Origin of the sequence: Streptomyces sp. SID3343 (genome assembly GCF_009865215.1) — a bacterium.
In the GTDB taxonomy this organism is placed as follows: domain Bacteria; phylum Actinomycetota; class Actinomycetes; order Streptomycetales; family Streptomycetaceae; genus Embleya.
The window spans coordinates 1-12839 of record NZ_WWJX01001080.1; the positions used below are offsets into that span (position 1 = coordinate 1).

The following is a 12839-nucleotide window of genomic DNA, read 5'->3' on the forward strand; positions in this document are numbered from 1 at the left end:
AACGCAACGGGTGGTGCGGGTGGGAACAAATCCCAACCCCGCCGAAGGCGAAACCGCACGTGCGTCACGAAGTGCCGTCCCGACCTACAACCACCCGTTGCGCCGAAAGCCCCGATGCATCAACGCGCACGCGACCACGATCACCGACATCACCATCGGGTAGCCGTACTTCCACTTCAGCTCCGGCATGTGCTCGAAGTTCATCCCGTACACGCCGGCGACCATCGTGGGCACGGCGAAGATCGCGACCCACGCCGAGATCTTGCGCATGTCCTCGTTCTGAGCGACCGTCACCTGCGCGAGGTTGGCCTGCAGGATCGAGGTCAGCAGTTCGTCGAACGACGCCACCTGCTCGCTCACTCGCGACAGGTGGTCCTCCACGTCGCGAAAGTACTCGCGGATGTCGGGGTGTACCTGGCGCATCGGCCGCTCGGCGAGCCGGCGCAACGGGTGGGCGAGCGGGGCGACGGCGCGCTTGAGTTCGAGCAGTTCGCGCTTGAGCTGGTAGATCCGGCCCGCGTCGCCCGCGCCACCACCGCCGAACACGTCGTTCTCGACCTGGTCGATGTCGTCCTGGATGAGCCGCGTGACGTCGAGATAGGTGTCCACCACCCGGTCGGCGACCGCGTGCAGCACCGACGACGGTCCGGCGGCGAGCAGTTCGCCGCCGTGCTCCAGGCGGTGCCGCAGGTCGCCGAGCCCGCCGTGGCCGCCATGGCGCACGGTGACCACGAAGTCGTTGCCGAGGAAGACCATGATTTCGCCGGTGTCGACGACCTCGCTGGTCGCGGAGAGTTGCTCGTGCTCGACGTAGGTGACCGTCTTGAACACCGCGAACAGGGTGTCGTCGTAGCGCTCCAGCTTGGGCCGCTGATGCGCGTGCACCGCGTCCTCGACGGCGAGCGGGTGCAGCCCGAACCGCTCGGCGATGCCGGACAGTTCGAGCGCGCTGGGCTCGTGCAGGCCGATCCAGACGAAACCGCCGTCCGCGCGGACGCGGTGGATCGCCGAGTCGGGATTCGCGTAGCCCTCGACCCGGCGGCCGTCCTCGTACACCGCGCAGTCCACGACGCAGTTTCCCGGCAGGACCGTCTGGGGCGCCGACGGCAGGGGGGTACGACGGAGCGGACGGACAGCGGCGCGGAGGTCGCGAATCATCGACATGACGGGGCTCCTGCACTGACAGGCACGCGGCAACGCGAGAGCACCGCGACCGGCGGGCAGCGGTGGGCGTCGACACGTGAAAGCGGAACGAATCAGCGAGACGAATCACCGAAAAGACGGCGAATGATCCTGACGCCCCGTCACGGAGGAAGTCCTGAAAAGGTCCGGGAAGACCTCAGAAAGGGCGGGGCGTGCGACTGGATCGGGGAAGATCGGGTGAAGCGCCGGTACTGCACGGCGTGCTGGTATGCACCACGATCACCTCCCACGGCCGGTCCCCGCTGGGGGAAAGCCTTCGCTCGTCGACCGGGTGCGATCGGGGCAAAGGCGAGTCCGTCATCCCACGGCGCACGGGGATGTTCACATCCCGGCGGCCGACTATGCAGAGTACACCAGACGGCGCGGTCGAACGGTCGCTACGCGCAAGGGTCCTGACGGCGAATTAGCATGCAGCGCATGTTCGACTTCACGCCGGGACCCGAGCCCGTCGATCCCACCCCGCAGGTCGAGGCACACCTGACGACCGCGTTCGGCGACCCGAGCGGACGGGCCGGCGTCACGTTCGTCGGCACCGACCGGATCGAGGTCCTGCGTTTCGGTCCGGACGGCGCGGGTGTGGTCCGCTACGCCACGCTCGGCATGGCCCGCGCCCCGATGGCCGACCCGGGCGCGGCGCTGGCCGACCCGGTCCAGGGCCCGCGCGCGGAATTGATCCTGTCCGTGCGCGGCGGCCACGATTCGGTCCTGCGGCCGCTCGCGGTGCTGGCCTCGACGCCACAGGTGGAGGGCCTGGTCATCACCCCGGGCGCGTCCTTGGACCTGGGCGGCCCGCTGTGGGAGGGCGCGGCCTTCCACGCCGTCCTGGTCGCGGAATCGGGCGGCCTGGTTCCCGACCTGCCCCTGACCGCCCCGGCCGACCCCGTCCACTTCTTCCCCGTGTTGCCGATGACCCCGGCCGAGGCCGCCTGGAAGCGGGCCCAGGGCGCCGAGGCCCTTCAGGAGCAGTGGCTCCGCCACGGCACCGACCTCCGCGACCCGACCCGCCGCGCGGTCCCGCTGGGCTGAACACCGGGCGGACGCGGGCGCCATGACCTACGTCACCGGCGGGCCCCTACTGGGCGCCGGGCCCGTCTCCCTATCCTCGGAGTCTCGTGCCGGCCCGGGTACACACGTTCCCCGCGCCCGACCGCATGCGGCGGGTGCTCGGCGGGGGCGTTGTGCGAGTCGCGTCGCGGGAGCCACATATCCGAGGTGAGAGGGGACCGAAATGCAGTTCGGCCGCTACTACGAAGAGTTCGAGGTCGGTGCGATCTACAAGCACTGGCCCGGCAAGACCGTGACCGAGTACGACGACCACCTGTTCTGTCTGCTCACCATGAACCACCACCCGCTGCACATGGACGCCAACTACGCCCAGACGTCCACCGACTTCGGCAAGAACGTCGTGGTGGGCAACTACATCTACTCGCTGCTGCTCGGCATGTCCGTGCCCGACGTCTCCGGCAAAGCGATCGCCAACCTGGAGATCGAGTCGCTGCGCCATGTGGCGCCGACGTTCCACGGGGACACGATCTACGGGCAGACGCTCGTGCTCGACAAGTGGGAGTCCAAGTCCAAGGACGATCGGGGCGTCGTCCACGTGGAGACCAAGGGCTACAAGCAGGACGGCACGCTCGTGTGTGTGTTCAAGCGCAAGGTGATGGTCCCCAAGGAGATCTACGGGCAAAAGCGCGGCGGCGAACAGCCCGGGCGCCCCGAGTCGATCGAGGGCTGAGACCCGCACCGCGGGGTGGGTCGTCCACGGCGGGGCGGCTCACCCTCACGGCAACGGCACTTCGTCCGCCGTCGGATACGACGACTGCGCGCCCTCGCGCCGCACCGCCGCCGCGCCCACCCGCACCGCGTAACGCGTCGCCGTCACCAGGTCGTCCCCTGCCGCGAGCCGCCACGCCAACGCACCCGTGAACGCGTCGCCCGCACCCGTGGTGTCCACCACGTCCACCGTCGGCGCGGCCACGTGTACCGGCTCGCCGTCGCCCACCGCGACCAGCGTCCCGCCGCCGCCCAGGGTCAGCACGATCGACCGCGGACCCCGGCCGAGCGCACGCCAACTCTCGATCGCCCCGCGCGCGTCGTCGACACCGGTCGTTACGCTCGCCTCGTGCTGGTTGAGCACGAGCGGATCGCACTCGCGCGCCACCGTCGCGGACATCAGGACGAGGCTCGGGATCGACGGCGACAGATTGAGCACGACCCGGGTCCGGTGCTCGCGGCACCGCCGGACCACCTCCCACACGGTGTCGAGCGGGATCTCCAATTGCAGGGACACCACCCGCGCCGCCGCGATCGCGGGCACCAGGTCGGCCACGTCCTGCGGCCCGAACCGCGCGTTGGCCCCCGGCGCCACGGTGATGCTGTTCTCGCCCGCGTCGTCCACGGTGATCAGTGCGACGCCCGACGCTCCCGCCACCTCGCGCACGTGCGCCGCGTCGACGCCCTCGGCGCGCAGCGTGTCCACGAGCATCGCGCCGTAGGCGTCGGAGCCGACCCGCCCCGCCATCGCCACGTGCGCCCCGAGCCGCGCCGCCGCGACCGCCTGATTGGCGCCCTTGCCACCGGGATGCACCACCAGATCGCCGCCGAGCACGGTCTCGCCCGGCCGCGCGTGCCGGGCCACCCGCACCACCAGGTCGGCGTTGACCGACCCGACCACGAGCAACCGCGCCGGCCCCCGCGACTTCGAGCCCGGCCCGGCCGGCTCCAGGCCACCAGCCTCCGAGCCCGCCCCGCTCACGAGATCCCCGGGACGTTCCACTCGCGCAGCGCGTCCAACAGCCCGTCCACCAGGTCGAGTCGGGCGACCCGGTTCGGCGCGACCCAGCGCACCGCGCCCGCGTCGTCGCCCGCGCGCAACTCACCACCGTGCGGCGTACAGGCGTAGTCGCGGATCTCGTACACCCCGCCGTTCGGCGCGTCTCGCCGCACGATGCCCACGAGCGGTCCGACGGTCACCAACAGGCCGGTCTCCTCGGCCATTTCGCGGGCCAGTGCGACCGCGTCCGTCTCGCCCTCCTCGACCCGCCCGCCGGGCAACGACCAGCGGCCCGCCCCCGGCATCGTCGTGCGCTGGATCAAGAGCAGGCGACCTTCGCCGTCGAGGACGATCGCGCCTACGCAGGGAATGGGCTGCATGCTTCCCGAGCGTAGCCGTACCCGCGCGCACACACCGGGAGATCCGCCACAGGCCACCCCGACCGCACCGAAACGAGCGCGCGGGAAGGCGCACCCCACAGTGGGGACGCCGCTTTGGGGCGTACGCCGGTCGGCGGTGCGAGCGCACCGAAGGAGTGATCGTCCTTGACGCGGAGCCTTGGGCAGTGGACCGTCTTGTCCTATGAAGGGCGAGCCGAGCTGCCCCCGCTGCGGCGGCCGGGTCCGCGCTCCCGGTCTTTTCTCGGAGACGTGGGAGTGCGAGATCCATGCAGCCGTTCCTCCGCTTCAACCTGTGGTGCCGCCGAGCGTCGAGGCGCTCGACGCGGTCGTGCGCCGGTCCCGCGTCCCCGTCTGGCTGCCGTGGCCGCTCCCGGTGGGCTGGCTGTACACCGGTGTGGCCCACGCGGGCGACGACCGCAGCGGGTCCCGGGCGGTGGCCGTCTCGTGTGCGGGCCCGGCGCCGCTGGGCGGGCGCGGCGAACTGCTGGTGATCGCCGAGGAGGTGGGCGTCGGCCTCGGCGCCCGCTACGCGGGGTTGACCGGCCCCGACCCCGGCAGCGACTTCGTCAAGTCCGCACCCGCCAAGGTGATGGCCGCGGGCCGGCCGACGCCGCTGTGGTGCGTGACCGACGCGCCGGGCGACCGCGCGGTGTACGCGGGCGAGGCGCTCGGCCTGTGGCTGTGGGTCGTGCTGCGTCCGGGCAAGGCGGGCCACGTCGTCTACGACGACGTCGTCCTGACCGACCTGCGCGACGCGGGCGCCGAGTTGGAACTGCTCCCGTGCGGCGTGCTGTCCCCGCAACTCCTGGACTTCTGAGCCGGCGGCGACGACTTCCGAGCGCACCCGAAGCACCGGTGATCGCGGTCGTTAGGGTCGGGAGGGTCCATCGATCCTCCCGACAGACGAGGTCAGCGTGCGCATCGACCTGCACACCCACAGCACCGCTTCCGACGGCACCGACTCGCCGGCGGAACTGGTCCGCGAAGCGCGCGCGGCCGGGCTCGACGTGGTCGCGCTCACCGACCACGACACCACCAGCGGGTGGGCCGGCGCGGTCGACGCGCTGCCGAGCGGGCTGACCCTGGTTCGCGGCGCCGAGATCTCGTGTGTGGCCGAGGGCGACGTCAGCGTGCACATGCTGGGCTACCTCTTCGACCCGACCGAACCCGAGTTCGCCCGGGCCCGCGAACTGGTGCGCACCGACCGGGTGCGCCGGGCCGAGGCCATGGTGCGGCGCTGCCGGGAGTTGGGCGCGCCGATCACGTGGGAGCGCGTGCGCGAGATCGCCGCCGGCGCCACGGTCGGCCGCCCGCATGTCGCGCGGGCCCTGGTCGAGGCCGGCGTCGTCGCGGACGTGTCCGAGGCGTTCACCCCTCAGTGGCTCAAGGACGGTGGCCGCGCGTTCGTGAACAAGTACGAGATTCGCGCCGACGAGGCGGTCCGCCTCATCCGTGCCGCCGGTGGGGTCGCGGTCTTCGCGCACCCGGGCGCGGTCAAGCGCGGCCGGACCGTCTCCGACGCCGGCATCGCCGCCCTCGCCGACGCGGGCCTGTTCGGTATCGAGGTCGACCACATGGACCACGACGCCCGGATGCGCGACCACCTGCGCGGCCTCGCGAGCGACCTGCGCCTGGTCCCGACCGGCAGCAGCGACTATCACGGCACCCACAAGAGCATCGCCCTGGGCGACAACACCACGCCGGTCGAGTCGTACGAGGCGATCACCGCCGAGGCGACCGGAATCCCCACCGTGTCGAACCCCTAGCCACCGCAACGGCCTTCGAGTCGCGCGCCGAACCGGTCGTTCGGCGCGCACCCCGGGATCGTTTCCGCGAGTGCGCCTCGTGGAAAGGGCACGGCTAGGGTGCGTGGGCAGGGTCGGTGGTTGGGGAGAGGTGGAGGACATGAGCAAGTCGGTACGCGGCGTCGTCGCGCGGAGCAAGGGTGCGCCGGTCACGATCGAGACGATCGTGGTGCCGGATCCGGGACCCGGCGAGGCGCGAGTGCGGGTGCAGGCGTGCGGCGTGTGCCACACGGACCTGCACTATCGCGAGGGCGGGATCGGTGACGAATACCCGTACCTGCTCGGCCACGAGGCCGCAGGCATCGTCGAGTCGGTCGGCGAGGGCGTCACGGACGTCGCCGTCGGCGACTTCGTGATCCTGAACTGGCGTGCGGTGTGCGGGGATTGCCGGGCGTGTCGGCGCGGCCGGCCGCAGTACTGCTTCGCGACGCACAACGCCACGCAGAAAATGACCCTGGAGGACGGCACCGAGTTGAGCCCGGCGCTGGGCATCGGCGCGTTCGCCGAGCTGACCCTCGTGGCGGCCGGCCAGTGCACCAAGGTCGACCCCGACACCGACCCCGCGGCGGCCGGTCTGCTCGGCTGCGGCGTGATGGCGGGTCTGGGCGCGGCGATCAACACCGGCAACGTCGGTCGCGGCGACACGGTCGCGGTGATCGGCTGCGGCGGCGTCGGCGACGCGGCGATCGCCGGAGCCCGACTGGCGGGCGCGGCGCGGATCATCGCCGTCGACCTCGACGAGCGCAAGCTGCAGTGGGCCCGCGACGCGGGTGCGACGCACACGGTCGACTCGAGGAACAACGACCCCGTCGAGGCGATCCGCGAACTCACCGGCGGCTTCGGCGCCGACGTGGTGATCGACGCGGTCGGCCGCCCGGAGACCTACAAGCAGGCGTTCTACGCCCGCGACCTGGCCGGCACCGTGGTCCTGGTCGGTGTGCCGAACCCGGAGATGAAGATCGAGCTGCCGCTGATCGACGTCTTCGGCCGCGGCGGCGCGCTCAAGTCGTCCTGGTACGGCGACTGTCTGCCGTCGCGGGACTTCCCGATGCTGATCGACCTCTACCGCCAAGGCCGCCTCGATCTCGACGCGTTCGTGAGCGAGACGATCACCCTGGAGGACGTCGAAGCGGCGTTCGACAAGATGCACAGCGGCGAAGTCCTGCGCTCGGTGGTCGTCCTGGACGACAAGAGCGAAAACAGGAGCGGCGACAAGAGCAGCGAGGGCACGAGCCGGTGAGTATCGACCACGTCGTCACCTCCGGCGTCTTCTCGCTCGACGGCCAGGACTTCGACGTCGACAACAACGTGTGGATCGTCGGCGACGAGCGCGAGGTCGTGGTCGTGGACGCGGCACACGACGCGGCCGCCATCGCGTCCCGGGTCGGCGATCGCAGGGTCACCGCCATCGTGCTCACCCACGGCCACAACGACCACATCAACGCCGCCGCCGAACTCGCCCGGCTCACCGGCGCGCCGATCCACCTGCACCCGCAGGACCGGATGCTGTGGGACGCGGTCCATCCCGACCGCGCGCCGGACGCCGAACTGGCCGACGACCAGGTGATCACGGTCGCGGGCACCGACCTGCGGGTTGTGCACACACCCGGCCACGCGCCGGGCGCGGTATGCCTGTACGCGCCCGAACTCGACGTGCTCTTCTCCGGCGACACCTTGTTCAAGGGCGGCCCGGGGGCCACCGGCCGCTCGTTCTCGTCGTTCCCGGTCATCCTCGACTCGATCAAGGGTCGGCTGCTCGCGCTGCCCGACGGCACGCGCGTGCTCACCGGTCACGGCGACGAGACCACGATCGGTGCGGAGGCCGCGGACTACGACGCGTGGGTCGCCCGAGGGCACTGAGGAGGCGGGCTCGGCCCGCACCCGGGTCGGCACATGCCGAGGGCGCTCCCCCATTCGGGAGAGCGCCCTCGGTCGTTCGATATCAGCCCGCTTCCGCCACCTTGACGGGGCGAATGTACAAGCGCTCGCCATATGCTTCGGCCCGCTTCAGGGCCGCCTGCACGGTGTCGAGATCCACAGAGCAACCGGCCGGGTTCGTCCCGACCTTTTCGTGCGCTCGGCTGAGGTTGGTGATTCGGTAACGCATATGCGTCTCCCTTCCCTCTCGTCCGAAGTGGCACGGAGCCGAAGGAAATCAAACCTTCGGCTCCGCCTACAAGGATGGGCGCCGGGATCCACATGGATCAGACAAGACCTGACAGAGGTCACTACCGGCACCACACTGAACAACAGCGGTCACGCGGATACCATTCCCGTGACTGAAATGTTCCTTTCCTGATCATCCAGGCGCTACACGTGACGGGTGACGCGAATTCGCATCCGGCCCGAGCGAGGACGCGACGAGGACGGCATAGGACAATGCGGGTCTGAGACGGTCCGAACATCGGGCGGGCGCCACGGGAGGACGAGAGACTTTGCACGATCCGGGAGAGGACGACGTCCGGTCGGGCGCCACGGCAGCCTTCGGCGCCGACGCGCACGAAACCGGCGGGAACCTCGTCGCCGAGCACGGAGGTCCGCTGGAGGACCATCCGGTCGCCGGCTTCGAGGACGCGCCCGGACTGCCCGAGATGCCGGGAGCGTTCACTCGTCCGGCCGTACTGGTCCAGTCGGTCTCGCCACCGTTGCACTTCGGCACCCACGCGCTGTTCGTCGACGTCGGCTACGTCTACGCCGCGATGGGACTGCTCGTGGCCGGTTCCGCCGAGCGCCGGGCGTTTCGGGTCGACGCCGAGCAGTTGATCACCGGCCTGATCGACGAGGCCCGGACGGTCTTCCCGGAGGGCCGCCTGCTGCGGGTGTACTGGTACGACGGCGCGCGCGAGCGGGTGCACACCGTCGAGCAGCGCCAGATCGCCGAGTTGCCCGACGTCAAGGTGCGCCTGGGCAACCTCAACGCGCACAACCAGCAAAAGGGCGTCGACTCGCTGATCCGCAGCGATCTGGAATCGCTCGCGCGCAACCACGCGATCGACGACGCGGTGGTCATCAGCGGCGACGAGGACCTGGTGTCGGCGGTCGAGGCCGCGCAGTCCTACGGCGTGCGCGTGCACCTGTGGGGCGTCGAGCCCGCCTACGGCACCAACCAGGCCGACCCGCTCGTGTGGGAAGCCGACGTCACCCGGATGCTGCACCGCGAGTTCTGCGAGACGTGCGTGACGCCCGTGATCCTGCCGCCCTCCTCCGGCGGCCAGCTCGCGGTACAGCCCGGCGCGCCGCCGACCGCCGACCAGGCGTGGCGGATCGGCCAGGAGATCGCCAAGCGCTGGCTGGTGGTGCGCGGGCGGGAGAACCTGGCCGACCTGATGCCGGGCCCGATGCTCCCGCAGGCGATCGACCGCGGCCTGCTGGTGGACGCGGAGAGCGTGCTCCAATACTCGCTGCGCCCGCACGAGGACCTGCGCCGCGCGCTGCGCAACGGGTTCTGGGACCGGCTCAACCAGGAGTTCGGCATCGCCGGCGCGGATCCCCTCGAAGGTTCGCCGACCCGCTGACCGGCCGGCCCGCGAGCCGCGTCACCCGCCACTCGAACACCGCCCCGGGTGCTGCTCCGGCACTCGGCGTGGCGCTTGCCACACAAATACATGTAGGCTACATTTATTAGCGACGCTAACGAGTGTGCGTATCCAGTTGGCGAGTGTCGAGTGCAGTTCGGAGGTCTCGCATGCAGTCCGTCCCCGACAGCGGGCAGGCCCGCCAGGCGCAAGCGCAGGGCAGCATCCTCAAGCAGCCGATGGCCGTGTGGGCCACCGCGTTCGCCGCGGTGGTCGCGTTCATGGGCATCGGGTTGGTCGACCCGATCCTGCCGTCGATCGCCAAGGGTCTCCAGGCATCGCCGAGCCAGGTGTCCCTCCTGTTCACCAGCTACTTCCTGATCACCGCCGTCGCGATGCTGGTGACCGGCTTCGTCTCCAGCCGGATCGGCGGCCGCAAGACGCTGCTGCTGGGCCTGGCCCTGGTGGTGGTCTTCGCCGGGCTCGCCGGGACCTCCGACTCCGTCGGCGAACTGGTCGGCTACCGGGCGGGCTGGGGCCTGGGCAACGCGCTGTTCGTGTCCACGTCCCTCGCGGTGATCGTCGGAGCCGCCGCCGGCGGGTCCTCCGCCGCGATCCTGCTCTACGAATCGGCCCTGGGGCTGGGCATGGCCTGTGGTCCGCTGCTCGGCGCCGTGCTGGGCAACGCGAGCTGGCGCTACCCGTTCTACGGCACGGCCGTACTGATGGCGGTCGGCTTCCTGATGATCGTCGGCCTGCTCAAGGAGCAACCCCGGGCCGCCGCCAAGGTCGGCATCCTGGACCCGCTCAAGGCGCTCGGCCACAGGGGCCTGGCCACCACCGCCACCGGTGCGTTCTTCTACAACTACGGTTTCTTCACCGTGCTCGCGTTCACCCCGTTCGTGCTGAACATGACGCCGTACAAGAGCGGCGCGGTGTTCTTCGCGTGGGGCGTCCTGCTCGCCCTGTCCTCGGTGCTGGTGGCGCCTCGGCTCCAGGCCCGGTTCGGCTCGGCCACCGTGGCCGCCGCGAGCCTGCTGCTGTTCGCCGCCGACCTCGCGGTGATCGCGTACGGCTCGAAGAGCGTCATCGTGACCGGCGTCATCGTTTCGGGTGCGTTCATCGGGATCAACAACACGGTGTTCACCGAGATGGCGCTCGAGGTCTCGGACTCGCCGCGACCCGTGGCGAGTGCGGGGTACAACTTCGTTCGCTGGTTCGCCGCCGCCGCGGCGCCGTTCCTGGCGCCCAAGCTGGAGGAGCATTTCAACGTGCACGTGCCGTTCCTGGTCGCGACCGCGACATGCGTCATCGCCGCGGCCGTGATGTTCGGGGCCCGTCGCACTCTGTCGGCCGTCGATCACCACGACACCGAGATGTTGAACGCACCCCGGGCCGTGCCGGCGAGCGTGTGAACCGCGCGTGATAGACCGGACACTCACGACATACGAGATACGTGATAAGGAAGTGCACGACATGTACGAGCGGATCCTGGTCGCCGTGGACTCGACCCCCGAGACCGGCGACGTCCTGTCCCACACCGCTCTGCTCGCCAAGGCCACCGGCGCGGCCGTGCGAGTGCTGCACGTGCAGACCGTGGAGGTCGTGGACGGCGGCGGGCTCGGCGCCGTGATAGAGGACGAGTCGGCGGAGGGTGCCGCGCAGGTGGTCACCGAGGCCGTCGACACCCTCAAGGCCGGCGGCGTGACCAACGTCGAGGGCTGGACCGAGGAGACCGTGCGCGGCGACGTGCCCAACGCGGTGCTCGACCAGGCCCGTGACTTCAAGGCCGACCTGGTGGTCATGGGCTCGCGTCGGCACGGCGGCGTGGCGAGCCTGTTCCTGGGCAGCGTCAGCGACAGCGTCGCGCACCGCGCGGTGTGCCCGGTACTGCTCGTTCCCTGAGCACGTCCCAGCCGCAGCCGGCCCCGACACCGAGCACGGTGTCGGGGCCGGCCGCGATTTCAGGGCCGATTCGCGTAGACGTCGGCGCCCGACCAGAAGTCGGCGAGCGTCGCGGCCGTGGTGTCCGGGTCCTCCACGTTGGGGGAGTGGAACGTGTTCTCGACGATCACGTGGGGGACCGAAAGGCGCTCGGCCATCGCGACCTGCCAGGGAAGTGGCCACGCGTAGTCCTCGACGCCCGAGATCACCAGCGCGGGCAGTCCCGCGGCGACCACGGCGGCGAGTTCGCCGACGAGGTCGGGCTCGGTCCGCAACTGCTCGGCCATCGCGGCCAGGCTCGCCGGGGCGTTGCCCAGCCACCTGGCGTGCAGGAACTCGGCGATCACCGGATCGGTCGGCGGCAGCAGCCCGGCCTCGATCTCGACCGCGCGCATCGCCTCCCACACCTCCTGGCGCGACAGCACCGGCAGTACCTCCTCAAGCAGCAGGAGCCGGGCGATCTCGTCCTGGTGGATCGCCGCGGGCCCGGTGCTCATCAGCGTCAGCGACGCCAACCTGCCGGGCTCGCGCAGCGCCACCGACCGACACACGAGACCGCCGAAGGAGTGCCCCACCAGGTGCACCGGCGCGCCGGGCGCCGCCGCGTCGGCGACCGCCAGCACGTCGTCCACGAGCGCGTCGCGCGTGTAGGCCGCCGGATCGCCCGGCCCCCGGCTTTCGTACTGTCCACGCTGATCGAGCGCGACGGCGTGGAAGCCGCGTCGGGCGAGCGGATCGCCCAGCGCGATGAAGTCCTCCTTGCTGCCGGTGAAGCCGGGCACCAGGACGGCGGTGCCCACGACGCGTTCACCGGCAGGCGGAGTGGACTCCAGGACGGCGAATTCGCCGCGTGCCGTCGCCAGGCGACGGGAGCGGACGGTCCCGGGCAGGGTCAGAAAACGTGGCGTGCTCACGGTTCGAGACTACTTTCCCGCCTCCACGAGAACGGCCCCCGCCGCAGAGCACGGACGTGATCGTCCACACTCCACACCGGAGGCCGTTGTCGTGGCTTCGGTGACGCTCGGCTCAGCCCTCGTCGGTCGCGACGGAACCGGCCTCGACCCCGTCGGGGCGACGACGCGTCCGGCGGCGGCGACGACGCGGCGCGCGGTCCGCGTCGCCCTCGATGGCCGAACCTTCGGCGGGCGCGGCGTCCGTCGTGATCGCCTCGACCACGACGGCGGTCGCGCCGGCGCCG

At 70.9% G+C, this 12839-nt stretch carries 14 protein-coding genes; 9 read left to right on the forward strand and 5 right to left on the reverse strand.

The genetic code is table 11. The features are described from left to right. Positions 1-84: 84 nt before the first annotated feature. A complete protein-coding gene (corA, locus tag GT354_RS33755; protein ID WP_161360175.1) occupies positions 85-1164 on the reverse strand; it encodes a magnesium/cobalt transporter CorA in 1080 nt (359 codons plus the stop codon). A 456-nt stretch (positions 1165-1620) separates the two neighbouring features. Here corA and GT354_RS33760 point away from each other — a divergent pair, with 456 nt between their 5' ends. Both GT354_RS33760 and GT354_RS33765 read left to right on the forward strand, forming a co-directional pair. After that, positions 1621-2229, forward strand: coding sequence for a suppressor of fused domain protein (locus tag GT354_RS33760; protein ID WP_161360176.1), 609 nt, complete (start codon positions 1621-1623; stop codon positions 2227-2229). A 202-nt stretch (positions 2230-2431) separates the two neighbouring features. Further along, positions 2432-2938: a MaoC family dehydratase gene (locus GT354_RS33765; protein WP_161360177.1), complete on the forward strand. Its 507-nt coding sequence runs from the start codon at positions 2432-2434 to the stop codon at positions 2936-2938. Positions 2939-2983: 45 nt separating this feature from the next. Here the strand turns inward: GT354_RS33765 and GT354_RS33770 are convergent, their stop codons facing one another. Next, a complete protein-coding gene (locus GT354_RS33770; protein WP_161360187.1) occupies positions 2984-3883 on the reverse strand; it encodes a ribokinase in 900 nt (299 codons plus the stop codon). A 71-nt stretch (positions 3884-3954) separates the two neighbouring features. After that, positions 3955-4356, reverse strand: a complete 402-nt coding sequence (locus GT354_RS33775) for an NUDIX domain-containing protein (protein ID WP_161360178.1) — start codon at positions 4354-4356, stop codon at positions 3955-3957. Between the two features lie 202 nt (positions 4357-4558). Here GT354_RS33775 and GT354_RS33780 point away from each other — a divergent pair, with 202 nt between their 5' ends. From GT354_RS33780 to GT354_RS33795, 4 genes are all read left to right on the forward strand, one after another. Beyond that, positions 4559-5194 (forward strand): DUF6758 family protein, encoded by a 636-nt coding sequence (locus tag GT354_RS33780; protein ID WP_161360179.1) that lies wholly within the window; start codon positions 4559-4561, stop codon positions 5192-5194. A gap of 97 nt (positions 5195-5291) precedes the next feature. Beyond that, on the forward strand, positions 5292-6143 hold the full coding sequence (locus GT354_RS33785) for a PHP domain-containing protein (RefSeq protein ID WP_161360180.1): 852 nt from the start codon (positions 5292-5294) through the stop codon (positions 6141-6143). Positions 6144-6282: 139 nt separating this feature from the next. Beyond that, positions 6283-7422 carry an S-(hydroxymethyl)mycothiol dehydrogenase gene (locus tag GT354_RS33790; protein WP_161360181.1) on the forward strand — a complete coding sequence of 380 codons (1140 nt, stop codon included), beginning with the start codon at positions 6283-6285 and terminating at the stop codon, positions 7420-7422. Continuing rightward, complete coding sequence (locus GT354_RS33795) at positions 7419-8042, forward strand: MBL fold metallo-hydrolase (RefSeq protein WP_161360182.1); 624 nt, start codon at positions 7419-7421, stop codon at positions 8040-8042. Before GT354_RS33790 ends, GT354_RS33795 begins: the two co-directional genes overlap by 4 nt. A gap of 82 nt (positions 8043-8124) precedes the next feature. Here GT354_RS33795 and GT354_RS33800 read toward each other — a convergent pair whose 3' ends face one another. Then, positions 8125-8289, reverse strand: coding sequence for a hypothetical protein (locus GT354_RS33800; RefSeq protein ID WP_161360183.1), 165 nt, complete (start codon positions 8287-8289; stop codon positions 8125-8127). A 328-nt stretch (positions 8290-8617) separates the two neighbouring features. Here GT354_RS33800 and GT354_RS33805 point away from each other — a divergent pair, with 328 nt between their 5' ends. The 3 genes from GT354_RS33805 (at position 8618) to GT354_RS33815 (ending at position 11602) form a co-directional block, all read left to right on the forward strand. Beyond that, positions 8618-9697, forward strand: coding sequence for an NYN domain-containing protein (locus GT354_RS33805; RefSeq protein ID WP_237535744.1), 1080 nt, complete (start codon positions 8618-8620; stop codon positions 9695-9697). A gap of 170 nt (positions 9698-9867) precedes the next feature. Beyond that, positions 9868-11112 (forward strand): MFS transporter, encoded by a 1245-nt coding sequence (locus tag GT354_RS33810; protein WP_161360184.1) that lies wholly within the window; start codon positions 9868-9870, stop codon positions 11110-11112. Positions 11113-11173: 61 nt separating this feature from the next. Beyond that, the gene (locus GT354_RS33815; RefSeq protein WP_161360185.1) at positions 11174-11602 is read left to right on the forward strand and encodes a universal stress protein; all 429 of its coding nucleotides are present in this window, start codon (positions 11174-11176) and stop codon (positions 11600-11602) included. Between the two features lie 59 nt (positions 11603-11661). Here the strand turns inward: GT354_RS33815 and GT354_RS33820 are convergent, their stop codons facing one another. Next, complete coding sequence (locus tag GT354_RS33820; RefSeq protein ID WP_161360186.1) at positions 11662-12555, reverse strand: alpha/beta fold hydrolase; 894 nt, start codon at positions 12553-12555, stop codon at positions 11662-11664. Positions 12556-12839 lie beyond the last annotated feature (284 nt).